This is a genomic window from Pseudomonas cucumis, assembly GCF_030687935.1.
In the GTDB taxonomy this organism is placed as follows: Bacteria; Pseudomonadota; Gammaproteobacteria; order Pseudomonadales; family Pseudomonadaceae; genus Aquipseudomonas; species Aquipseudomonas cucumis.
In genome coordinates this window covers 5,434,907-5,458,781 of record NZ_CP117454.1, presented here as the reverse complement: position 1 = coordinate 5,458,781, position 23,875 = coordinate 5,434,907, and the positions used below count along the sequence as shown (strand labels likewise).

General features: G+C 55.3%; 17 protein-coding genes and 1 pseudogene. 2 read left to right on the top strand and 16 right to left on the bottom strand.

The features are described from left to right. Window positions 1-73: 73 nt before the first annotated feature. The 3 genes from dxs to PSH97_RS24740 all read right to left on the bottom strand — a co-directional run bounded on the left by dxs (window position 74) and on the right by PSH97_RS24740 (window position 3,190). Window positions 74-1,972, bottom strand: a complete 1,899-nt coding sequence (gene dxs, locus PSH97_RS24750; RefSeq protein ID WP_305447067.1) for a 1-deoxy-D-xylulose-5-phosphate synthase — start codon at window positions 1,970-1,972, stop codon at window positions 74-76. A 91-nt stretch (window positions 1,973-2,063) separates the two neighbouring features. Further along, window positions 2,064-2,951 (bottom strand): (2E,6E)-farnesyl diphosphate synthase, encoded by an 888-nt coding sequence (gene ispA / locus PSH97_RS24745; protein WP_305447066.1) that lies wholly within the window; start codon window positions 2,949-2,951, stop codon window positions 2,064-2,066. Beyond that, the gene (locus PSH97_RS24740) at window positions 2,948-3,190 is read right to left on the bottom strand and encodes an exodeoxyribonuclease VII small subunit (RefSeq protein ID WP_007894317.1); all 243 of its coding nucleotides are present in this window, start codon (window positions 3,188-3,190) and stop codon (window positions 2,948-2,950) included. The genes ispA and PSH97_RS24740 overlap by 4 nt, the downstream gene beginning before the upstream one ends. A gap of 367 nt (window positions 3,191-3,557) precedes the next feature. Here PSH97_RS24740 and PSH97_RS28665 point away from each other — a divergent pair. Then, window positions 3,558-3,722 (top strand): annotated as a pseudogene (locus PSH97_RS28665) (GntR family transcriptional regulator); the annotation flags it as partial. A 12-nt stretch (window positions 3,723-3,734) separates the two neighbouring features. Further along, complete coding sequence (locus PSH97_RS24735) at window positions 3,735-4,988, top strand: aminotransferase-like domain-containing protein (protein ID WP_305447065.1); 1,254 nt, start codon at window positions 3,735-3,737, stop codon at window positions 4,986-4,988. On the opposite strand, the gene PSH97_RS24730 is transcribed toward PSH97_RS24735, so the two are convergent. From PSH97_RS24730 to fic, 13 genes are all read right to left on the bottom strand, one after another. After that, entirely contained in the window at window positions 4,969-5,334 is a 366-nt protein-coding gene (locus tag PSH97_RS24730) for a hypothetical protein (protein WP_305447064.1), read from the bottom strand. The two genes, PSH97_RS24735 and PSH97_RS24730, sit on opposite strands and share 20 nt — an antisense overlap. Before the next feature lie 82 nt (window positions 5,335-5,416). Continuing rightward, window positions 5,417-6,199 carry a methyltransferase domain-containing protein gene (locus tag PSH97_RS24725; protein ID WP_305447063.1) on the bottom strand — a complete coding sequence of 261 codons (783 nt, stop codon included), beginning with the start codon at window positions 6,197-6,199 and terminating at the stop codon, window positions 5,417-5,419. Between the two features lie 159 nt (window positions 6,200-6,358). Further along, the gene (locus tag PSH97_RS24720; protein ID WP_305447062.1) at window positions 6,359-7,258 is read right to left on the bottom strand and encodes a DMT family transporter; all 900 of its coding nucleotides are present in this window, start codon (window positions 7,256-7,258) and stop codon (window positions 6,359-6,361) included. Between the two features lie 64 nt (window positions 7,259-7,322). Then, window positions 7,323-7,946 (bottom strand): 2OG-Fe(II) oxygenase, encoded by a 624-nt coding sequence (locus PSH97_RS24715; RefSeq protein WP_305447061.1) that lies wholly within the window; start codon window positions 7,944-7,946, stop codon window positions 7,323-7,325. A 3-nt stretch (window positions 7,947-7,949) separates the two neighbouring features. Then, window positions 7,950-9,185: a hypothetical protein gene (locus PSH97_RS24710; RefSeq protein WP_305447060.1), complete on the bottom strand. Its 1,236-nt coding sequence runs from the start codon at window positions 9,183-9,185 to the stop codon at window positions 7,950-7,952. Further along, window positions 9,185-10,174, bottom strand: coding sequence for a hypothetical protein (locus PSH97_RS24705; protein WP_305447059.1), 990 nt, complete (start codon window positions 10,172-10,174; stop codon window positions 9,185-9,187). Before PSH97_RS24705 ends, PSH97_RS24710 begins: the two co-directional genes overlap by 1 nt. Window positions 10,175-10,388: 214 nt before the next feature. Then, window positions 10,389-11,129: an SDR family NAD(P)-dependent oxidoreductase gene (locus PSH97_RS24700; protein ID WP_305447058.1), complete on the bottom strand. Its 741-nt coding sequence runs from the start codon at window positions 11,127-11,129 to the stop codon at window positions 10,389-10,391. 470 nt (window positions 11,130-11,599) lie between these two features. Next, complete coding sequence (locus tag PSH97_RS24695) at window positions 11,600-13,378, bottom strand: Hsp70 family protein (RefSeq protein WP_305447057.1); 1,779 nt, start codon at window positions 13,376-13,378, stop codon at window positions 11,600-11,602. Next, window positions 13,363-14,571, bottom strand: coding sequence for a hypothetical protein (locus PSH97_RS24690; RefSeq protein ID WP_305447056.1), 1,209 nt, complete (start codon window positions 14,569-14,571; stop codon window positions 13,363-13,365). Before PSH97_RS24690 ends, PSH97_RS24695 begins: the two co-directional genes overlap by 16 nt. A gap of 3 nt (window positions 14,572-14,574) precedes the next feature. Next, the gene (locus PSH97_RS24685; RefSeq protein WP_305447055.1) at window positions 14,575-15,642 is read right to left on the bottom strand and encodes a hypothetical protein; all 1,068 of its coding nucleotides are present in this window, start codon (window positions 15,640-15,642) and stop codon (window positions 14,575-14,577) included. Window positions 15,643-15,957: 315 nt separating this feature from the next. Then, window positions 15,958-19,236 (bottom strand): DEAD/DEAH box helicase family protein, encoded by a 3,279-nt coding sequence (locus PSH97_RS24680; RefSeq protein ID WP_305447054.1) that lies wholly within the window; start codon window positions 19,234-19,236, stop codon window positions 15,958-15,960. 1 nt (window position 19,237) lies between these two features. After that, entirely contained in the window at window positions 19,238-22,633 is a 3,396-nt protein-coding gene (locus PSH97_RS24675) for a DNA methyltransferase (protein ID WP_305447053.1), read from the bottom strand. Between the two features lie 20 nt (window positions 22,634-22,653). Then, on the bottom strand, window positions 22,654-23,775 hold the full coding sequence (fic, locus tag PSH97_RS24670) for a protein adenylyltransferase Fic (RefSeq protein WP_305447052.1): 1,122 nt from the start codon (window positions 23,773-23,775) through the stop codon (window positions 22,654-22,656). Between the last annotated feature and the right edge of the window lie 100 nt (window positions 23,776-23,875).

Genomic DNA, 23,875 nt, shown 5'->3' with positions numbered 1-23,875 from the left:
AATGAATAAGTCGACTGTCATTCCGCTATCGCGGGCAAGCCCGCTCCCACAGGGTTTTGCATATGTCTGATGTTTAGATATTCAGCAGTTGCAGGCGTTGACGCACCGCTTCTTCGATCCCAACCTCATCCAGCCCACACTCAGCCAGCATCTGCGCAGGCTTGGCGTGTTCCACATAGGCATCCGGCAAGCCCAGGTGCAGCACCGATTTGAGGATGTTTTCCCGGGCGAGGAATTCGCTGACCGCGCCACCGGCACCGCCCATGATGGCGTTCTCTTCGACAGTCACCAACAACTCGTGGCTGCCGGCGATTTCGCGAACCAGCGCTTCGTCGAGCGGTTTGACGAAACGCATGTCGACCACGGTCGCATCCAGCTTCTCGGCGACTTTCAATGCATCGGCCAGTTGCACGCCGAACACCAGCAGGGCGACTTTGCTGCCTTGACGGCGGACCACACCCTTGCCGATTTCAATCGGTTCGAGGTTTTTCTCGATCAGTGCATTCGGGCCGGTACCACGCGGGTAACGCACTGCAGCCGGGCCGTTGTACAGGTGGCCGGTGCTGAGCATTTTGCGCAGTTCGTTTTCGTCGCTCGGGGTCATCACCAGCATGCCGGGGATGCAACGCAGGAACGACAGGTCGAAACTGCCTGCGTGCGTCGGGCCGTCTTCGCCCACCAGGCCAGCACGGTCAATGGCGAACAGAACGTCCAGGTTTTGCACCGCGACGTCATGGATCAGTTGGTCGTAGGCGCGCTGCAGGAACGTCGAATAGATCGCCACCACCGGTTTTGCGCCTTCGCAGGCCATGCCGGCGGCGAGGGTCACAGCGTGTTGCTCGGCAATCGCCACGTCGAAATAACGCTCCGGGAAGCGCTCGCTGAAAGCCACCAGATCGGAGCCTTCCTTCATCGCCGGGGTAATCCCGACCAGGCGCGCATCGACTGCGGCCATGTCGCACAGCCATTCACCAAACACACCGGAATACTTCGGCCCGCCGGCTTTCTTCGGCGCAGCGGCCGGAGCGTCCAGCGGTTCGAGTTTGGTGATGGCGTGGTAACCGATCGGGTCGACTTCCGCCGGAGCGAAGCCTTTGCCTTTTTTGGTGACCACATGCAGGAATTGCGGGCCTTTCAGATCGCGCATGTTACGCAGGGTGGCGATCAGGGTCGGCAGGTCGTGGCCATCGATCGGGCCGATGTAGTTCCAGCCCAACTCTTCGAACAGGGTGCCGGGAACCAGCATGCCTTTGGCGTATTCTTCGGTGCGACGGGCGATTTCCCAGGCACCGGGCAAGCGCGACAGGACCTTCTTGCTGCCTTCGCGCATGCTCGCGTAAGTGCGGCTGGAGAGGATTTTCGCCAGATAGTTCGACAACCCGCCGACGTTGCGCGAGATCGACATGTCGTTGTCGTTGAGGATCACCAGCATGTTGGCGTCCACTTCCGGCGCATGGTTCAGCGCCTCGAAGGCCATGCCGGCGGTCAGTGCGCCGTCGCCGATCACTGCAATCGCCTTGCGATCACTGTGTTGCAGGCGGGCGGCAATCGCCATGCCCAGCGCTGCGCTGATCGAGGTGCTGGAGTGGCCGACGCCAAAGGTGTCGTACTCGCTCTCGGAACGACGCGGGAAGGCGGCAACGCCGTCCTTCTGGCGCAGGGTGCTCATGCGCTCGCGACGGCCGGTGAGGATTTTGTGCGGGTAGGCCTGATGACCCACGTCCCACACCAGCCGGTCGTCCGGGGTGTCGAAGACGTAATGCAACGCGATGGTCAGCTCGATCACGCCCAGGCCTGCACCGAAATGCCCGCCGGTCTGACCGACCGTGTAGAGCAATTCCAGGCGCAACTCATCAGCCAGGGTTTCCAGCTCGGCTTCGCCTAACCGGCGCAGGCCGTCCGGCGTGTTGGCACGGTCGAGCAGGGGCGTGGTCGGGCGCTTGCGGGGAATCTCATGAAACGTCGTGGGCATCAGGCGAATCGTTATAGGTATAAAAGATGCGGCAGTTTACCTGATGCATCGCCCCCTGCCCACGCGTTGGTTTTTTTTGGCGGATACGCCGTCAGCTGCGGCGATCGACGATGTACCGGGCCAGATCGCGCAATGGCTCCGCCGCCGCGTCAAACGGTCGCAGCGCGTGCAGGGCCTGATCGCGCAGTTCCAGGGCGTAGGCCTTGGCTGCGTCGAGACCGAGCAGGGCCGGGTAGGTCGGCTTATCCCGAGCGATATCGGCGCCCTGGCGTTTGCCGAGGGTTTCGGTGTCACTTTCGACGTCGAGAATGTCGTCCTGGACCTGAAATGCGAGGCCAATGGCCTGTGCATAACTCTGCAGGGACTTCAGTTCGTCCTGCGCGGCGTGCCCGCTGGCCAGGGCACCGAGTTTGACGCTGACTTCGATCAACGCGCCGGTCTTGTGCCGGTGCATGTATTCAAGGGCTTTTTGATCGAGCTTCAGGCCCACCGAGCCGAGATCGATAGCTTGTCCGCCGACCATGCCCGCCGGACCTGCCGCCAACGCCAGGGCGCTGACCATCTGCAAACGGGTTTCGGCGTCGCAACTGCTCAAGCGCGGGTCGAGCAGGGCGCTGAAGGCCAGACTCTGCAAACCGTCACCAGCGAGGATTGCACAGGCTTCATCGAATTTCTTATGCGTAGTCGGCTGGCCGCGACGCAAATCGTCGTCGTCCATGGCCGGTAAATCATCGTGCACCAGCGAATAGGCATGGATCAGCTCTACCGCACAGGCCGCGCCATTGGCTTGCTCGGCTTTGCCGCCCAGTGCCTCACACGCGGCGTAAGCCAGCAGCGGGCGCACCCGCTTGCCGCCGTTCATCACGCTGTAGCGCATGGCTTCGTAAAGGCGGGCGAGTTCAGGACTCGGTGCGTTGAACAGGGTTTCCAGTGCCGCATTGACGCGGGCCTGGCTGGTCGCCGAATACGCCGCAATCATTCTGGCTGATCCGCGTCGAAGGGTTCCTCGGCCAGCTCACCATCACGCTCGAGCAGCACTTGAACCTTCTGCTCGGCCTGAGCCAGCGCCGCCTGGCAATCGCGGGTCAGCCCGATGCCCTGCTCGAAAGCGGTCAGCGAGTCTTCCAGGGACAATTCGCCGTTCTCCAGACGCTCCACCAGCGTTTGCAGGTCAGCGAGAGATTGTTCGAAATCCAGTGCAGCTTTTTTGCGGGCCATGGCGGCTATTTCCGGTTGACGTTAAACCGGCGCGACACTAGCAGAGAGAGGGAGTTGGGGCAAATAGGCGGTAAGTGTGACGGCGGTGCTGACATAATTACCGGTTCCGATGGGTTAACGCTCGACCGGTTGTCAGGAACAGGCAAAAATCTGAGCGGTGATGAGAGAAATCGGTGGGCGTTCAGGATCGCTGCAGATATTGGATTAAACGAGGCAATTTTTGAGCGCTGGCGTAAACTTTGCTTACATAATTTCAGGGTCCAGTCTCGCAGGCGGCTGTTGGCGCGAATGGCCTGTCGATCATCGGCCTGCGCTTTGTCAGGCATCAGGAAGGCCATGATGGCGGTGGTTTCATTAAGGGAATGAGATGTTCGAGATAGATCGCAGCAGTAAGACGCTGTTGGTGGACCAGATCCGAAGCGCAATTATTAGCCGCATTGAATCTTTTCAATGGGTTCAAGGCAGCAGGTTGCCATCGGTCAGGGCGCTGTCCAAACAACTGGGCGTCAGTAACTTTACGGTGAGTAGCGCTTACGAGGATCTCGTGGCGCAGCACATTATCGAGTCCCGACCCGGCGCCGGTTACTTTATTCTGGCGACCAATCCAGCGGGAACCCTCAAGGACCTGGACGAGTTGATCCCGCCGTCCAGTCTGCATGCGGGGTTTCTGTACCGCGCGCTGGACCCTTCCCAGTACGATATCCCCGTCAGTTCAGGTTACTTTCCTCCGTCCTGGCTGGCTGAAGCTGTGCCTGTTTCTGTGACCGGACGGTTGATTCGTAACACGTTGTCTTGCAGCGTCCCGGCGCCCGCAGCGGGAAGCCAGGCGTTGCGCTCGGTGATTGCGCGCAAGTTGCGAGAGGTTCATATCAATGCCTCCAGCAGCCAGATTGTGGTGACGGTGGGTGCTACCCATGCGTTCTCGCTGATACGTAATGTCATGCTCAAACCGGGTGATTACCTGCTGGTCGAGGACCCAAGCTACTTGTTGCTGCAGTTAAAGCTGATCAAGGGGCGGGATTTCAACATCATCACGGTGCCACGAATGGGTGATGGTCCGGACCTGGAGGCCATGGAGGCGATACTGATCAAGTACCGGCCAAAACTGTTTCTGACCCAGACCCTGATCCACAACCCCACTGGCGGCAATACCTCCCCGGCCAATGGGTTCAAGATTCTTTCGCTGGCAGAGAAATATGATTTTCATATTGTTGAAGACGATATTTTCGGCTCGTTGTCTGCCAAGCAAACGCTCCGACTGGCCAGCCTGGATGGTTTGAATCGCACGTTTTACATCAGCGGTTTCAGCAAGGTGCTCAGTCCTGCCCTGCGCCTTGGGTATGTGGCGGCACCGCCGGCCTTTGTCGAGCGTCTGGTGGAGCAGAAGATGTATAACTTGTTGTGCGGCTCATCCCTGGACGAAACCATCGTGACGTACACCTTGGAATCCGGGCGTTATCAACACCATCTGGATGCCTTGCGTCAGCGGGTGATGCAGGAACGTGTCAGGGCGCGGGAGTGGCTGGGCAAGGTCGGCGTGGTGTTTGACGAACCCGGCGTGGATGGCTTGTTCCTGTGGGGACGTTTTCCCGCGCACATGGATATTCGCCGTCTTATTGAACAGGCCCATGACGCCCGCATCTTTCTGGCTCCAGGGTCGTTGTTCAGCAACACCCGGGACTACGATCAGTACATCCGCCTGAACGTCAGCCACTGCAATGACATCCAGTTCAAGCGTTTCATCGAATCTCAGGCCGGCAGCGAAACAGCCCGTCGAGTCATCGAACACGGCGTTTGAGACGACCCGGGTCAGCCTGATGACAGTCGATCTCGCTGCCCGGCGGCGTTTCACAGGTGAAAGGAGGGCGGTGTATCGACTCCCGATTTTGCTGCCAGCTTTCGAAGTATTCCACCAGAGTGGCCACTTCACCCAGGTCTGCATAGGAGTAGATGACGCCATTGAGGATCTGGACTTCGTCATTATCGTGCAGGGATTGAATGAGTGAATCCTCGAGGATTTCCGAGCCGTTGACGGCCAGGCTGATGTCATCTATCCAGTACAGTGGTTTACCGTCCTGGCTCGACCACACCTGGGCATCGGCGTAAAAAGACTTAAGCGTTAATCCATTGGTTTTCATAGACATATCGTTATTCCCAGTTTGACGGCAGCATCGCCCGCCATCTGCTGATGCTTCAATGTGCCGCTCTTTTTCAGTAAGCCGTGGGTTATGCGTTTTTCTGCGCTCTGAAACGCAAGCGTGTGCAGTCCACCATCCATCGACCGTCGGCGTTCAGCAGGTCATTGGCCAGCTCCTCCGTCACTTCTTCCAGAAAACCCGCGCGGTCCTCAACGGGCAGCACCGTCAGGTAAGGGCTGCCAAAGGTTTGTATCCATTGGGCAATGGGGTAATCCAGCACTACGGGTCGTTCAAACCAGCTGATGAAGCTGACGTGAAACCCGGCGTTTTCCAGCACCTGTTGGTATTCACCGGCGGTGGGCAGGTACCAGGGGTCAATGTCTTGTGTATCGACGGATCTACGTTCGAGGGCGCCATGAATCGCCTGACGGATCAGTAAGGCATTCTCGGCGCCGGCGAATTCACCGACGAAACGCCCACCGGGTTTGAGTGCCATAAAGGTCCCATGGGCGACTTGATCGGCACGTCGCATCCAGTGCATGGCAGCGTTGCTGAACACCGCGTCGAACTCTTGGTGAAAGATCAGCTCCTCGGCATTCCCCAGCCTCACATCCAGGCCGCGCAAACGTGCGGCTTTCACCCGTTCCGGGCTGTAGTCGAAACCCACCACGTCAGCGCCTTTCCGAGCCAATTGCTCGCTCAGGTAGCCGTCGCCACAACCGATGTCCAAGACCCGCTCGCCAGCCTTGAGGGCCAACAGTTCCACCGCTCCATTGGCCAGATGAGCGACGAAACGGGCGTTGTTTTCATGCTGCGAGGCGTCCCATTGTTGCGGTTCAGAGGTGGGGCGAAAAAAGCTCGAAGAAGTCATGAGTGAGTTTCCCTCTGAGTGTGGAGATGCTGTAACGACTGAGCCGAAAAGCCCTCGATCAGGGTTCTGTTGAGCATGGTGTGGTTGGTGTCGCTGGGGTGGAAATCACGATGCGCAAGGCCTGATGGAGCGCGCTGGTTGGCCAGCGCGCGGTCCTGTTCAGATCCGCTTGGACAGCCAGACCAGCACGATGACGATGGCGCAAACGGCCGGGGTCAACCAGTTCCAGGACTCGCCCATCAGGATGATCGAAAAGGCAAAAGTGAAGAACGGTTGCAGCAACTGCAGTTGGCTAATGCGCTGGATGCCACCCAAGGCCAAGGCGCGGTTCCAGGAGAAGAAACCCAGCAGGGAATTGATCAGAGCCAGGAACAACAGGGCGGCGACGCCTTGTCCCGGCAAGTTGGCGATAGTCTGGGCGTCATAGAGCCAGAGGCTGACCGGCAGCAGCACAGGCAGGCTGATGACCAGGGTCCAGCACATGACCTGCCAACCTGGCAGTTCTTTGGAAAGTGCACCGCCCTGGGCGTAGCCAAAACCGGCCAGCAGCACGGCGCCCAGCAGCGCCAGGTCGCCGATGTAGATGTCTGAAACGTCCGACTTGATGACGGTGTAGGCCATCACCACCAAGAAGCCCAGGCTTGAAACCGCCCAGAACATTTTGGACGGGCGAGTGCCGGTGATGAGCGTGCCGAAGATCGCTGTGGACAGCGGCAGTGCCGCGAGCACCACGCCGCCATGGCTGACCGGCACGTACTGCATGCCCAGCGCGGTGAGAATCGGAAAGCCATAAACAATCCCGGTGGAGGTCAGCAACATCCGCTTGATTTGTGAGCGATTGGGAAACTTTGCCCGACCGATAAGCAAAAAGGGAATTGCCGCAAATGCAGCCAACACCGACCGAAAGAATCCGACTTGCAGGGCACTCAGGTCGCCAGCGAGCATTTTTGCCGCCGGTAAGGTCATGGCAAAGGCCGCGACCGAAATGAGGCCCAGGAAATAGGCTTGCAGGTCTTGACTCTTTGTTTCTTGAAAGCTGGCTACGTTGGTTTGCGTCATGGGACGTTTCCTTATGGCTTCGTCGGTCGAGCGTCCACCCTGCGGGGGTGGACGTACACGCCGATCAGATCTGTTTGTTGTTGAGGTTGGGTTTGTCCAACGGGCTGGTGCTCAGGAAAAACACCAGGGAGGAGCGTGTGCCGCTCTCCACCTTGCGTACGCCGTGGGGAATCTCGCAGCGATTGATCAGCACATCGGCGTAGCCGGTTTTAAATTGCGATTCGCGGCCTTCATGCTCGATAAAAAACTCGCCGCCTTCGTATTGTTTGCCGAACTGGATCACCACGGAGTAGCGATATTCCAGGTTGCTGTAGGTATCGATGTGTTTGCCGATGAAGTTGCCGGCTTCCAGCAGATTGGACTGGCAGCGACGGATAAAACACTCGGCTTCCATGATGCCGTTGAAGAACTCACGACTTTTCCCCGAAGAGAGGATTTCCACCACGCGTTGTCCGTAAGGATCATTGCGATACACGGGTAACTGGCCTTTTTGATCCTCCATGAAGCGTCCCACCGCGAGAAAGTTTTCTTCGCCCACATCGCCGATTTCGATGATGGTTTTGGGGATGACCTGGCACGCCGCTTCCATGTACTCCAGCTCTTCTTGAGAAAACAGCTGTGAGGCTTTAAGGGAGGCGTAGGCGTTGTTCTTCAGTTCATGGTTCGCAGCTTGAATCGTCTCTTGCATTGCTCAGACTCCTTGAGAGGTGGACGTTGGGTACAGGCTGTTTGGGGTATTGAGAGAAGATTTCCGAGGGGTAAACGGCTCGACCACCCCTCGACACAAATGGTCGCGAATCAGGTACAGCCCCGCCATGAACCCCCAGACTTCGAGGAACGGGCCATAAGGGGAGGGCTGTTGCTCGACGCTGGCGCGATAATTGGCGATATGCCGGTAATGCACGTTGGGGCGACGGTGGTGTGCGTCGTGGTTGGGCAAGTCTTGCGGGTACACATACAAGCGCACCGGTAGATCGTAGAGAGCGCATTTCAGCGCCCAGACGGCATGCGCGATGATCCCGCGCTCTGGCGGTGTACGGCCCTGGAAACGACCCCAAGTCAGTCGGCCATAGTGGCTTTTCTCGGTGTTCCGGGTGTCCCGGCGATAGAACCACAGGTGCTCGGTAAACAATTGCAGCCACATGGAGTGCTCGAACAACACGGCACGCGGGATCACATACATCAAACCAAAAGCTTGCAACCCGCCTGCCGCCCACAGCAGCGTCAGCAATACGCCCCAGAACACCCAGCGAAACAGCGCTTCACGACGGTCAAGACGAACGAAGCTGTCGAGCAACGTCCCACGCCATTGGCGCATCAGGTAAACGGGGCGAAAGGGCGTGCAGCAAACCCGCCACCAGTAGACCGCTTCAGGCATCCCCGGGTAAAAACCTTGCTCGCGGATGAAGCGCTGGTCGGGATCCGTGTCAGAACACAACACGTGGATGTTGTGGTGTTCGCGCACATGGCTCTGGTTATAGGTGTCCCAGTCCTGGTACAGCAGCGGCGTGGTCAGAAACAACCTGGCATAGCGCTGTGCGCGAGCCTTGTCCTTGAGCACCGCGCCGTGGGTCAAGTAGTGGAAGGTCGCTTGCATGCTGCGCAAGCGGTTAACCATCAGGACCCAGCCCACTAGCACCAGCACCACTGACGTACCCGTGGCAAAAGCACCTTCCAGAACGGCGTGGCCAAGCATCACCAAGGCGATCATCACTACCCAGGTGAACAGCAAATGAGCCACCAGAAAGCGCTCGCCGCTCTCATTCATTGCGCTTTTCAACGCCTCGGGTGCAAGTGCCTGCCCCTTGCCAGTCAGCCAGGTCCAGAAACCCTGGAAGGGCAGATGGGCATAGCTGGCACGGACATCGCTCTGTGGCCCGTACTGACAGTAGAGAGTGCATTGACCTGCACTTTCACGGGCGTTCATCAGTAAACCCTGGTCAAGTAAAGAACAGGAATGGTGCTGTACAACCAATAGAAGGGTTGCATGCGATTGTGATCCGCACCGATAACAATGGGGTTGGTCCACTGCTGGGCAAACACCTTGCCGATGGCCGCATACTCCGCACCCTGGGCATAGAGGATCTGCATCAGTTCTTCGTTGCTGCGCTGCTGGTGCCACGCCTGATAGAGCGGCAGTCGTGCACTGAAGATGGAGGCGTAGTCGAGATCATCCTCAACGATGCAGCCATTTTCCTGGTGTGCCAGGCGCTGTTGTGCCTCAGCCGTCAGTGCATGCCAGCAGTCTTCGCCACCGGCGGCTTCGGCGATCATGATCGACTCGGCGTCAGGGCCAAGAACGTCGAGGATTTTTTGCTGGCTGATTCGCAATTTGTGAGCGAAGCCTTCGCGTGTTTCCTTGAGGCGGTTCAGGGTACTGGCGTCAAACCCTTCAAAATCCCCGGCCGCGACGGCGATCCGTGCATCGATGCCGTGCTTTTTCAGCACTGCTTGCAGGTCAGGCAGGGTCTTGACCACACGTCCGGCCACCAGCCCGATGCCTTCGCCCAGATGCTCGAAGGTATAACGCAGGCGGCCATTCTTGTTTTCGTAGCCGTAATCAGGGCACACCGGAGAGACCAGGGTAATGGTTTCACCGGCCAATCCCTTGGCCAGGGCCTGGGCGAAACGCGCTACAAAGTGTGGCGCTGATTGGGCAAATGACAGGCGCTCAAAGGCCTGTTCGAGATCCACCACCAATTCGTCCGGCAGTTCTCGCATGGCGGGGTACCGCACTTTCAGGGCGGGGGTCGTGGCGGTGTTGTCGTTGATCGCACACAACAGCAAATTCAATAGCGAAGGACGGCTTTGGTTGATGTACGGCTTGTCCAGAATCAAGGTTTTCTTGCCCTGAGTGGAACGAACCTGCCATTGAAAGCCGGGGAATTTTGACTGAATGAAACGATAAAACGGCATGTAACGAGGAAGACCCGTCTGGCCATCGTCCGAGTGTTGGAATTGGGCATAAACCGCTGACAACTTTGACACTTCGCTTTCAATGCAAAGTGCCTGTACCAAATCAGCCGGTGGCTGCTGGGAAAGTGAAATAGGTGACAGCACACGCTTGCTGATCAACTTGTGGGTGAGTTTGTTTCTGACATAGTAGTGGGCGAGAGATTGGCTCATGGGATCACCGGTATGAAAGTTCCTGATCAGCGGGCATTAGTTCAATAAGATTAATATTGACGTGGGAGGGCTGATGCAGGGCCCAGAGGATCGAGTTGGCAACATCCATCGGCTCAAGCGGCGTCAGTGTGCTGTACACGCGGTCGGCTCTGGCTTGATCGCCGGCAAACTGAACCAAGGCGAATTCTGAGCGGGTTTTACCCGGGGCGATGTTGGTCAACCGGACCCGTGCGCCCACCAGTTCGGTGCGCAGGCATTGTCCGAAGTGGTCGACAAAGGCCTTGGATGCCGCATAGACATGGCCTCCGGCGTAATGATAATGAGCGCCAATCGAGGTCAGATTGATAATATGCCCGCACCCACTTTCTATCAGCGTGGGTAATACCGCCCGAGTGACATTGATCAAACCGTGAACATTGGTTTCCAGCATGGTGGATATTTGAGCATCCGAGACGTCCAGTAACGTCCCTTGTCCCTGAAGCAAGCCAGCGCTATTGATGAGTTTGCTAAAGGCGGCAAATGCATCGGGAAGTTGTTTCAACTGTATGTTGAGTGAGTCGATGTCACGCACATCACAGCTGAGGGGGTAAAAACGTTCCCCCAATTCATCGGCCAATGCATTGAGGCGCTCGGTTCTGCGCCCGATCCCAACGACCTTGTTTCCCTGCTCTATCAACTTCCTGGCACAGGCCAGACCAATACCCGATGTCACTCCGGTGACAACCACTGTTTCATCAGTGTTCAATTGCAGCTCCTTTTTTTATTGCATTTTTTATCGGTAATTGGCGAACTGAGGCGTGGGTGCCTGATGACGACCTGCAGATTAGGGAGCTTGGCGAGGGATGTACCGGTACGGCGACGGGGATGGGCAACGAACTGTATCGTTGAGCGACCATGACAGTTGGAGGCTTGTTTTGTTTCGATAGCGCGCAGGCGCGCGTGCGCGCACAGATCGATGCCTGATGGGAGGCCTTACCAGGGGGAGGGGAACGAGGGAGATTTGGTCAGGAGAGTGTTGGGGGGAATATTGCGGGCATTAAAAAGCCGGCTTGTGGGCGGCGTTATTGTTACGTTGTGGCCATGTTTTATTGGGGGTTGCGCCTTTAAATATTTCTGTCCCCCCATTTGTCCCCCCATCTTGAATGCGCGTCTCACTCTCCATCGTCCTTATGCGATGGATTGAGTAGGTGAGGTTGCCGGCGGTTTACCGTTTGATCAACCCCGACAGCACTTTTCCGACCACCGCGCGCCGCAGTTGGAGCATGGCTGATATCTGACATCTTCCTCCTTTTGCAGGGGTGTGAATTGTTTGCGCAGATAAATATGCTGATCGTTATAGGCCTTTAGTAACTCACCAGGAACGGTATCCCAGCGCTCGCAGTCATTGGTCACATTGGCCTGTACCACGAGTTGCTTTGGGCCCTTGGTATCAATGCGCAGGTTCACGCGGTTTTTTTTTTGCTCCGCATTGGCGGGCTGTTCATTGACCACCAGCGAGAACTCAAGATCGTAGAACTGAGTCTGGACCGTATCCTTCTGGTCGTTGGAAATTGCGCGCGTATGCAGGATCAGGTTGTCGTCAATAGTCACTGTCAGCTCGATGCGTTCGCCCAACGGCGGGAACGCCGGATTCACTTCCACTACCAGACTGCCATAGGTGGTTCTGGGGTCTGCAGCCGCAGACTTCTGGACCATTTGGGGGCGCTTGAAGGTAAAGATGGCCTTGCCGTCACGCGGGTCAGAACAGTACATCGACTGCTTTTTTTGGATGGACTCACCGCGCAGTGGTAAGCGTGTTCCTTCATGAATGATGGTCAACAAAGAGTTCCTTGCCTCGACCAGTTCGAAGGGTTTTGCCAGTGCCAATTGCAGGTTGTCATGGGCGATCCAGGCGGCACCTTCTGAGATGATACGGTCGCCTTTTTCGGAAATATGCAGGGCAGAAACACCGAAAATTTCTGTCAGCTTGCTCTTTATAAGCGGCATGTTGACTAAGCCGCCAGTCGCAAGGCAAAGCGCTAGGGTTTGTGGGTCTACATCAGCCTTGTCAGGTGCGAGCAGGGCATCGATCTCGTTGATGCCCTGGTTGATCAATCTGGTGCAGACTTTTTCAAGCTCATAGCGCGTGAGCCAGATATCGATTTCGGTTTCTTCGGCGCTATCGCCTTGATAGTAATCAGGCAGAAAAATATGTGTTTTTTCACGCGTGGAGAGTGTGATCTTGGCACGTTCGCACTGGGTAAGCAGTTTGGCGCGCATTCCAGGGTTGACCGACAGCTTCTCCTCGGCGGTCCAACCAAATTTGGCCGCATGTTGATCGGTGACGTAGGAGAGGATGGCATCATCCAGATAGTCACCGCCAACCGAATTGTTGCCCCGGTTGAGGATCTGCACCAGAGCACCATTAACTACTTTGCACAATGTGAGATCCAGTGTTCCGCCACCCCAGTCAAATACTAGGATCATCCTGTCCTCATAGAAAGACAGGGCGTCGTGAGTGTTATCCAGATCCTTGAAATAGCCATACAGGGCCGCAAGCGGCTCATGTACAAAGGTATCGACATGCACGCCCGCCTGCAGCAGCGCTTCGCGCAAGTCCTGACGACCTCGTCCATCCAAGGCTACCGGGATGGTCACGACTGCGCGGGTAAGGTCGGCCACCTGCTCTTCGTCCGATGCGCGGGCATGTTCAATCAGGTGATTGATGTAGTCGGCAATCACGCCAACAGGTGTCATCACCCGTCCATCGACGTTCACATGCTCCTTACCCAGCAGTTTTTTCGGGCCGCGCACGGTATTACCCAGAACACCTATGCCCAAATGCTCTAGCTTGTCGCGTGCACGCCGGCCACAGATTACCTGGTCGCCCTCGTAACGCACTACCGAGGGATGCGGGCGCCCCGTGTCATCAAACGAAGAGATCTTGCTTTCGCGGGTAACGACAGAAATCAGACTGTTGGTGGTGCCGAAGTCGATGCCTATTCTTTGAACCATTTGATATCCCTTTCGATGCTTTCTACAGCCAGTTCAATATGATGCGCGGCAACTTCCGTTTTCGGCTTTTCGCGTTGCAAGGCCGAGAGTGAGAGCTTAAGCGGTTCTAGCACATCTTCAGTCAGCAGATTGAAAGCTCTTGCTTTGACCTGCCCAGTGTTGTCGCGCAAGTGGGTGCGTTTGGCCCGCTCGTCCAACTGCTGCTCCTCAAGCATGTGCTGCAGTTGGCTGATTTCCGCCTCCATTGCAGAAATTCGCTGAGCTTGCTCTGCAGTCGTCCGTTTATGTTCAGTTAGTTGCGTCCTGAGCCGCGCAGCTTCTTGCTCGCTATGCTCAAGTGCAGACTGCAGGCGTTTGCCATCGGTAATCTGCTCGTTTGCCCGTTGCTTGAAGTAGTCGAGCGTGTCGGCCAGCAAGCTCTCGTGTTTGGCATACTGCTCAGCTAGATAAAGGGCAACGTCACGATTGCTCCTATTACGTGATTGGCGTTTCTCAAGCAACTCTGTGAAAAAAACGATCGCCTGAGAGGGATCGCTTTTTCCGTTGGCAAGCAGCCAAAGCCCACCGATCAGTAGCAGATTGTCGCGCTGAATGGCTAGTTCGGTCGGGGTCAAGATTGTCGAACCAGCAAGGGTGTCTGTCGCGCTGTCTGTCAGCAGAGGTACAACTGGCAGGGCCCGCACATGTTCGATCCGCCTGCTATATAGCGCTGTAATGGCATTGCACAGGAACCGTTGCGGGGTGGAGTCGAGACCCTTGTCTTCGTCCAAAATATCCTGAAACAGGTCATGCGACTCACGATGCCGGTTGATCCACAGAGCGCTGGCAAGCCGAACACAAAAAGTCAGTAAAACATGACGCTGTGCGCCATCACGACATTTGCTGGTAGCAACTGCTAGTAGCGCCAGCGCATTGAGTTGCGGGTCAGTTTTCCTCGCATCCTGAGCCACTTTATCCGCCACCAGATGAGCATCTAGTTCAGCGGCGGCTTGGCAACTGACTATGGCTCTGAAGTCGGCCTGGCTCAGGATAGCTGGCTTGATGTTCTTATCTTTGTCCACGCTGATTGCGAAGATCTGCGAAATAATCTCTGCGATCGGTTTGGCCTGTGTAGCTGGCTTCTTTTTTCTAGCCGGCTTGGCCTCAGCTGCCTGCTGTTGTGGCAATGCAGTATCTGATTCATGTCCGGTCATGGATCATTTCTCTCCAGTAAGGGTGTTGAACACGTCATCATGCCTGAGCTTTTTGCGGTACTTTTCGACCGAGGCCATGTCCTCGACCGCCACCGCTTTACGGAAACACAGGTAGTTGAGCTTGCTGGTATCCTGCAGCGACCGGTACTTGGCGGGTAACCAAGTGATTCGTTCCTCGATATCTGCCAGCGTCGAATCGGAAAAGGATGGAATCAGATTCGCAAGAATGAACTCAGAGGACTGATCCACAGGCAGTTGCGCATCTGGCGATGCGAATGTACTACTGACTAAATCGTCACCGCAGAAAAAGGCGATAGTCCTATCCAGATCTGGTAGACCTGAGGCTCTCTGCATCAAACTGAAGTCGTTTCTATTGAAACGGATCACGGCGCGCACAGCCGCTGCAAGCGGCGTAGTGTAATCTCTCAGAGAATCCAGTGCCTGATTGAAGCGTTTGTCGAAATCTTCGAACGTGGTGATGTCAGATAGGTGGTCTTTGGCTTTCAAACCGTGGAGGTAGCGCACCAGTCCGTCTACGTATCGGCTGACGGTGTCGCAGTGTTTGACGGAGGCAGTGAATGCCTCGAGCAAAGGATCGGCAATACTGCCGGTAGAAAATTGCGCCCTGAAGGCCTGATCAACCTCAGCCAGTTGCTGAGGGTCGGCAATGCACACTTCAATCTTGAGGCTTTTTTCCAGCGTCTCATTGGCATAGGTGACACTAAAAAAGCCCCTACTTATTGACTTCAAAGCCTGAGTCAGTTCGGTGATAGAGCCAAGTGGCTGGCCGTTGAGTTCAATCTTGCTAACATTGCGTGCACCAATGTCGCCAAGCTGGATCGGCGTATTGATCAGCAGGCGTGTGGCGCCGAGCTCACGGTCACGATAGAACATGGTCGGATTGAGCAGCGGGTGCTCAAGTTCGTGCTGTTCGCGTACGGCAATCGACTTGAAAACCTGGTTGCAATAACGGCATGTATAGCGAGTCGGTAAGGCCGAGGAGCCAGGCTCAGTACCTCTTTCCCATAATCGGTCCAGACCTGTTTCCTGAATCCATCCCAACGTTGGCATGCCGGCTCCTTAATTCGCGAGTGCATCTGTCGTAGACCCAACTCCGAGATTAGGCAAAATGCCACCGTTCTGTCCATGACTGTTAGCTGGTTAGCCCGCTTAACAGACAGGCTGGAACCATCGAAGGAGTACGTCTACCTCACCATGCGGTGAACCGTCGTGCACCAGCACTGTCAGGCGAGTGACGGCGGTTGGCAAACAGACAAGCACAGTGCAGCTTCGCCGCACCGAACACCGCAACCACCCGCGCCATGGCGGTCACTCATCGAAGTGATGGGCCATAAATGCCCATCACTTCAATAAAGAGATCGGGTATTAAGGTCGCACCAACGCCATCACCTTGCTGATGTAGTCTGGCTCTCCAATGAAGAAGACATGCAGAGCGTTCAAATCAGGTACCGGCAGACCTTGTTGGCTCCACAGGTATGCGATCCGCATGCGGTTAGTGCTCGGCGACAGGATGATCGACTCCAGCTTCACACCTGGGTCACTCAAGCGCGCTTCCAGATCCTTAATGTTCTGCGAGAGCTGAATTTTGTCGCTGCCGGGACCTTCGTGTTCTAGTCCATGAGGATCGATGAAACAGATGCGTTGGCTGCCATCCGCCTTTAGGCTCCAGAGAATGAAGTCAGGATAAAAATTACCGGCCTCAAAGAAGCCGACTCCCTGCTTGACCAGGTTACGCAGCAGAAAAATACGTTCGCCGCGCTCGGCAAGGTTTGCTTCATGGGCTTCCAGCCATAGGCGCAAATCGTCGACGAATTGAAACTCGGACTTATTGAGGGCAACGGGCAGGATCTTCACTTTCTCACTGGATAACAGTGGCTCGTAGAGGTGAGCGGCAAGCTTCAAGCCTTGTACGTACCCATGATCACGCCAGCCAACTTGAGCGAGCTCTTCCTTCAGCGCCTTGATGTCGTCGATTAGGTATTGCTCGGTGGCCTCGACAATCAGGTGGTAGTTAATATCGTCAGCCGGCAGGTTATCGTTGTCGCGGGTCAGCAGAACCAGCTCCATTCGGGGATCGAGGTATTTTCGCTTTTGGTGATTGAAGCAGCGCTCCAGTGCGCCGCTGAGTAGCTCGAAAGCGATCGACTGCCAGTGGCGGAGATTTGCCATCGAAGGTGCCCACCAATGCGCTGGCACCAGGATGCGATACCAGTCTGGGGTATCCAGCAGTGGGCGTAACATTTCAGCTTTTACGATGACGTTGTCCAGGTGTCGCTGGCGGCGGAAGCGCTCCAGATCGAACCACAGCTTGTCCCAATCGAGCATCGACAGGCGCAGGGCATCGAAATGGCGTGGTGGGTTATCGATTGCCTCAGGGGCCTGGCCCATGACCTCTTTGGCCTGGATCATCTGCAGGCGTGGGAAGCGATCAACAACCAATGGCATTCCTCCCTTGGTCAAGCCAGGAGGGAGAGCACCGATAGTGAGATCCATGATGGGGCCATGTTTACGGAAGTCATACTGCTCCTGGGTGTCCTTGCGGAACTTGGAACGGAGGACCTTCAGCTTCTGGCCAAAGTCGTGGGTGACGTTGAGGGTGATTTCCTCAACATGAGGTGCATCGTTCGGCGGTAGGCCTTCGCTTTCTAGGAAGTCGCGGAAGGTTGCCATGAAGTCGGCTTGCACACCGAATACGTTCAGCGTTTCCAGGAAGTGAATATCCTTTGGTGGATTCACCGGTTGATAGCGGCTGGTACGCATCAGGCTCATTTCTTTGCCTTTTAGGCGCACTCCACGTCCGAACAGCTGAATGATCTGTGCGCCTTCGCTCTGGCCCATGCGCATAAGGCCGAGGCTGGACACCCGCCAGCAGTCCCAGCCTTCGATGAACTTCTTCGAGCCGACCAACATGTGAATGGGAGAGGTTGGTTTATGTACGTCGCCAAATACGGGCTCGCCAAATTCGCTAGGGCGCACCTCGGCCAGGGACTGCTTGTTTTCCAGTTCTTCCTGAACGTGTTTGGCCAGCGCAGCGGCATCGCCGACATTGATCACGCCAAAGGGTTGGTCGGCTTCGCCAACCTTCAACAGCAACTCGCCGCTGTCGCCTTTCACGCGCTCGATCACCAAGTGACCGCCGCCCGGGGCATGGAACAGGCGCTGACAGATGTCGGAATAGAACTGTGCTGCGGTTTGCTTCAAGCCTTTCAGGTAGGGGAACGACTGCACGAAAATATCGTGCCCTTGGGCATCGAGCAGACCCGTCTGCTGGCTATTGCCATTGAGCACGGTATGGATGAGCGAGGTGAAGGCTTCACGGTGCGCAAGAAAGCGCGCAAGGAAGTCGAGGATCTGCGCCACATCGGATGGCGATACGCTTTCCTCATCAACCTTGCGTCCAGTAACGCTGGCGCCGACAAAGACCCACAACGGCTTTTCCAGGTTGTAGCCGGTGTAGCGATTGTCCGCCTCAGTAAACATGCGCAGCTGCTGATAAAACCCCAGCAGGGCTGCGGCTAGGTAGGTGTCCTTGTGGGCCAGCTCATCCTTAGGCAGGTTGAAGATGCGGTAGTCCTTCCCATAACCGTCCGCATAGAAGTAGCGGTAGCTGTAATCGAACAGTACTGCTTTGGCGTAGCTCTCGGCCAGCACACGGTCGTTGGCTGCCTTGACTGCCTGCTTGAAGGTGGCGGAGTACTCGAAGGTGAAGCCCTTGGCCGCCAGCTTGTCACGCTTACTTTTCCAGTCGCTGCCGCTCATGCCACGGTGACCTTCGTCCACCAGCAATAAGTTGGCATCGCCAAAGCTGTCGACGGCCATCTGCTTGACCTTCTGCTCGTCTGCGAGTTTGGTGATTTCGGTCAGCAGCGGCACATCAAGGGCATTTTGCCCGCGTGAAATTAGGTCGCTTTCTTGGCGCAGCGGCTCCGGGTAGAAGCCGTTTTCGCGCAGCTCACGCTCGTGCTGCTCGGACAGGCGTTCGTTCGGTGAGAGCACAATGACTCGGCTGAAAGCGTCAGCCTGCCCGGTCGCACGCGCATGCTGGGCAAACTGCAGCAAATTCACATGCATGAGCAACGTTTTGCCGCTACCCGTGGCGTTTTGCAGGCAGAGCTTGTTGAGGTCTTCAACAGCGTATGCGCCGATGCCCGTTTCGCGCCCTTGACCTTGGTGATGAAGGTTGAAACGCTCGATAAACTCATTTAGTACGGCGCAGAGACCCTGGCGGTCGTTGAAATAACGGTCGAGGTAGATTTCAACAAACAATAGAGTCAGCCACTGGAAGTACTTCCAGGCAATTTCTCCTTTGTACCTACGACGGGCATTGATGACCCTCGTATGCGCAACCAGATTGGCGTCAAAACGCTCCAGTTCAAGGGGGGTCAATGTCGCATTGGCAGGCAGGTGCGAGATTAGCTTCGCCAGAAAGCGGTGCTTGCCGTCCGGTCCTATGCCTGGCTCGACGCTACGCAGAGATTTGGCAATTATCTCCAGTGGCCGCACAGTGCGGCCTTCATCCTTGTGAGTCACCAGCGGGTCGATACCAAACAGGCTGATGAGGTACTGATTAAGTACCAATGCATCCTGAAAGTGACTCGCTACCAGTGGTGGCTGAGCTTTGTTTTTACGTGGGGCGCGGGCCATCTCAAGCGTCCTCCCACATGCGCTGGGCGAAGGTCTCTTCGATTAGGCGCACGCGTGTGGCGGCATCGCCATCGCTGGGCAGAGCATGATTACCATTCACGTAGATATAGTCGTATTCACTTTCACGCGGATTGATGCCGCGTTTGTTCAGCCATGCTTCCAGGGCAGCTTGATCGCGACCAGAGTCTCCGGTCAGCTTGCGCCAAATTACCAGGACACGCTCACGCGACAAATCGTCTCCCGGTGCGCGGAAGATGTGGCCTTCCACAGCACGGAACCAGAACTCGCCATCGTTACGTTCCTTGATGGCGCTTGAAAGCCAGCGCGTATCTTGGTCTTTGGGTAGCTCCGGATCAGTTTCACGCACAAGTTCGATGGCATAGCGGCGTGGTTGATCGAGGTGGGCGACATGCAGACCAATGAGCCAGTTGAAGGTCTCCACCAAGTCGATGTTTTTTTCCACTTGGGCATCGCTACCAGGTTGCTTGACCTTGAGTTTGTAGGACGTCGGGTCAGTAAATTCGCGAACATTAAGCAGGCTCGGGCTGCCGGCGGTTTCGAACTCCAACCAATACTTGAGAAGATACTCACGTGTCATCTCGACGGAGTCGACCGATTTGGTGTTTAGATGTGGAGAGTCTGGCAGTTGCAGATTGTTTAACGTGTCTTCGAAAGATTCTAGACGCAGATATTTAAAGCAATGGCTAATTCCGTCTCGGGAAATGGGTTTTTCATTTCTCCAAGTGTCTGAGTACGCAGATTTTTTAATTCTTGGTAGCAGTACGGATGAGAAGTGCTCACCCATCTCGAAAAGAACATATTTGTCATTGGTTTGGTTTTTTCTGTTTGTGCTTATAACTGCGTGACCTGTGCTTCCTGAGCCTGCAAAATAATCCAGAACATAATTCCCTTCTGCATTTTGGGCCATCTCGATAAGTCGAGATATCAGTTTTATAGGTTTTTTTCCTAATGGGAAGTCAACTGCGCCTTCGTGTTTCAAGTTGTTGGTGTCGATGTCGATCCATATTGTGGATGCAGGCTCGGCTATAGCTTGAGCTCCATCAACAATTCTTACGGATTTTGAAAGGAAATAAAACTGTCTTCCTCCGAGTAGATACATATTTTCGCTAGTGTCACGCTCAACTTTGACTACTTCATTTTTATTGTTTTTCGAGTACTCAATATGATCGCGAAGCCAAGGTGCTGGCTTTTGTAAAGTTTTAGTTTCGAACACTCGACTCGCATTTTTTATAGCGAATTGTTCGCATGCGTTTTCAACAATTGCAGATGCAGCATCCCCCCATTTCTGGCGTGCTAGCTTCATTCCAGCTGCAGAGTTTTCACATTCAAATCCTAGATCTTGAAGAACTTGAACCTTAATAGGCTTGAATTCCCAGCGAGAACAATCTTGCTCCGGGTTCACAATAAATCTTGAAAAGTGAGCGAGATCCACAGGTTTTTTTACATGGCTGGTTGTGTAGCTGTAATTGCTTCTGTCTTTTGCCGCAAAAATTAATCTGTCAGATATGTCTACTGGGCCTAGGTTTACGGTGCGAAAGCTGGAGGCGGTAGAGCACTTTGTAGTCACAGTTGTTATGTAACTTTCATCTCCAAGAGAGCTTTCGAGTAGTCCCCTGTAGCGCCAGTCTTCAATGTCGTTAAGGTTGCAGACAATGCCGGCTGAGTTTGAAAGTAGCTCCTTTGCAAGGCTCAGTCTATCTGCTTGCATGGAGCACCAGCTGGAGTGCCTGTAGTTATCCTTGTAAACAAAATCATCTCCGCCGGTGTTGTATGGCGGATCTATGTAGATCAGTTTAACCTGATTGCTAAGTTTTTCTTTTGTAATTGACAACGCTTGAAAATTGTCGGACTGGATGATTATTCCGTTGCAGGTTTTGTCAAGTTCACTCTGGGTTGCCAGTATCTCTGCTTTTGTTTCGTCATCAAAAAAACAGGTGTCGATTGTGAGGAATTTATTGAATTTCAAAAACTCAATAGAGAGAGGTGCGCTGTACCCAGGCTGGGCCATGTCGCCCTTAATTTCATCAATCGCAAATAATTTAACCCACTCTTTCCGCTGCTGCTCATTGGTTGCAATTTCTGGATAGAATCTTTCCGGTATGCGATCCAGGGTGATGCAGTACTGCGTCTCGACAACGAATTTTTTCTTGAGCCAGAGTTTTTTCTGGAAATCTTCGAGCTGGGCGAGAAAGTCGATAATGCGCCGTGCAATCTTGCGCAGGACGCGCAATTTTTTTAGATATTCATCCACGCGCGGAGCATCGGCCGCCTCAATATCGTCAAGGCGGATGATCTCGTTTTTGATATAAAAATCCAGTTCGCGGCGCAAGAAACTACCGAGATTTTTGTGGATGAAGTAGTCCATGGTGTTGCGTGCTGTGAACTGGCTCAGATACTTGGCTAGTATTGTGCGTGTTGGCTGCTTATCGGTGGGGGCTGGCGCAAATAGCGGCTGTTCAAAGTCCCGAAGCTCTGGATATTTGAAAACTAGGTTGGCGAGCTGCTCGCCTACCACCTGTTCGGCCTCTGTCAGACGTTTCTGCTGCCAGGTGCCAGCTTGACCGGACTTAGTGCTGTCAGGGCTGTAGTCGAACTGCACAACGAGTTCCGGTAGCCCTTTATCGTTGATTTCCAGCTTCAGCGGTTCCGCTGTGTGGATGATGAAGAAGCGCTCCTGGCCTTCTTTTACGTTGTTGTGCTCACCTTCTGCTACTGCTGCCAGACGGAAATGCACCTTCAGTGGGGTTGTGATCGTTGGCTGGAATTCGAAGCCACTTTGGCGGCCCTGTTCCTTGGCCTGTGCTGCTGTGAGGTCGAAAGTGAAATTACTGAGTGCCTCGCTCGACTTGATGTAGTACTGGTCTTTGTTGGCCCAGTGCAACATGACCTCACGGCCATCGTAGGGCACAGCATAGGGAGCGGCACGGCTGTCGTTTTCGGAGACAAAGTAGCGCTTCGACATGAAGTCGCCCTTGTCGTAATAGCGGCTGAAGAAGCGGTACAGGTGTTCGTACACCTGGGCATCGTCAGCCAGTACGCCGCCACCATCGCGTGCGTGCTGCTGGGCAAGCTCGTATTCCTTACCAACCTTGGTACCGCGATATTCAGGCTTCAGTTCACCCGTGGGTAAGAAAGCATCTTCCCCGAGCGTCTCGGCGACTTTTACGCGTGCGGCTTCTAACGCGTCATGAGCGTTACTTTGCGATTGGCCGGCGAAGTGGGCATCGATCTCGCTGCCCAGTTCGGTATCGATAAAGGCTTTGATCTGCGCGCTTCGGGCGTGAAGGATGCGGTACAGACCGAAGTCGAGTTCCGACTGATTGAGCTGGAAGAGATCACCCAGAAGGGCGATAAATTGGTCTTTTTGCTTGCTCATATGTGCTTCTCAAAAATGGGTCAGGCGTAGGGCTTGAATTCGTTGTTGTCGCGAATTAGTAACTGCATCAGCTTGGGATGGATAAAGAGTTTTTCCTTGCCGACCTGCACCTCTTGCAGAACGCCAATGGCGACCAGTTCTTTGAGGTAGCGAGAGGCGGCTTGACGCTGAGCAATCTGCTTGTCGACGACGTTGCTGATGCGGCAATAAGGCTGCTCGAAAATCACGTCCACTAGCTCGCGGGAATATGTTTTTGGCAGATGCTCGCGAACAAACTGGGTGGTGTGCTCGGACAGGCTACGGATGGCGGCAATTTTCGCGCTGGTCCAGCGGGCGGTTTCTTCCACGGCGCTGAGCATGTATAGCAGCCAGGGCTCCCAGGCTTGTTCACGGGTGACATCGAGCAGCAGGCGGTAGTAATCGGCTCTATGCGCAATGATGTAACGGCTAAGGTAGAGAATCGGTAAATTCAACAGACCTTCCTGGATCAGGTACAGGGTGTTGAGCACCCGTCCGGTTCGGCCATTGCCGTCGGTGAACGGGTGAATGGCTTCGAACTGATAATGGCCAACAGCCATGCGCACCAGTGGGTCCAGGTCAGTCTCGTTGTGCAGGAAACGCTCCCAGTTGGCGAGCAGGTCACGCAAGTGATCTTCGCCCTCCGGTGGGGTGTAGATGATCTCGCCGGTGCGGTCATTGGCCAACTGGGTACCTGGCACCCGGCGTATATCCATGTTCACGCCCTTGAGCGTGCGACAAATCTCGACTGCCGTGCCGGTGGAAAGTGGGCGCTCGGCCAGCGACTGGTAGCCTTGATGTAGGGCCTTGCGGTAGCGCAGGGCTTCCTTGGTCGCGGGGTCGGCATGGTTGTCGCCATCTTGGACGTGCTGGAAGAGCAAATCCGTGGTGGTGACGATACTTTCGATCTCCGAACTGTCCTTGGCTTCCAGCAACGGGATGGTGTTGATCAGCATTGTCTGGTTAGGGATCAGCTCCGCCGCCTGTTTCAATTCGGCTAAGGCTGTGCGCGCCTTAATACAGAGTTTGAGCACTGCGCGGGTTTCAAGCTCGGCTGCCGGTGGCAAGGGCGGAAGCTGGTTATAGGGCTTGTCGGCCTGCCAGGGGAAGTGGGATGCAGTCATGGATGGTAGCCTGGTCCTTGGGGTATCCACCTAAAGGCAAGGGCGCTCATCAGAGCGCCCTTTTTCGTGGCGTCAGTGTAAACATGTGTCCTTTACGTGT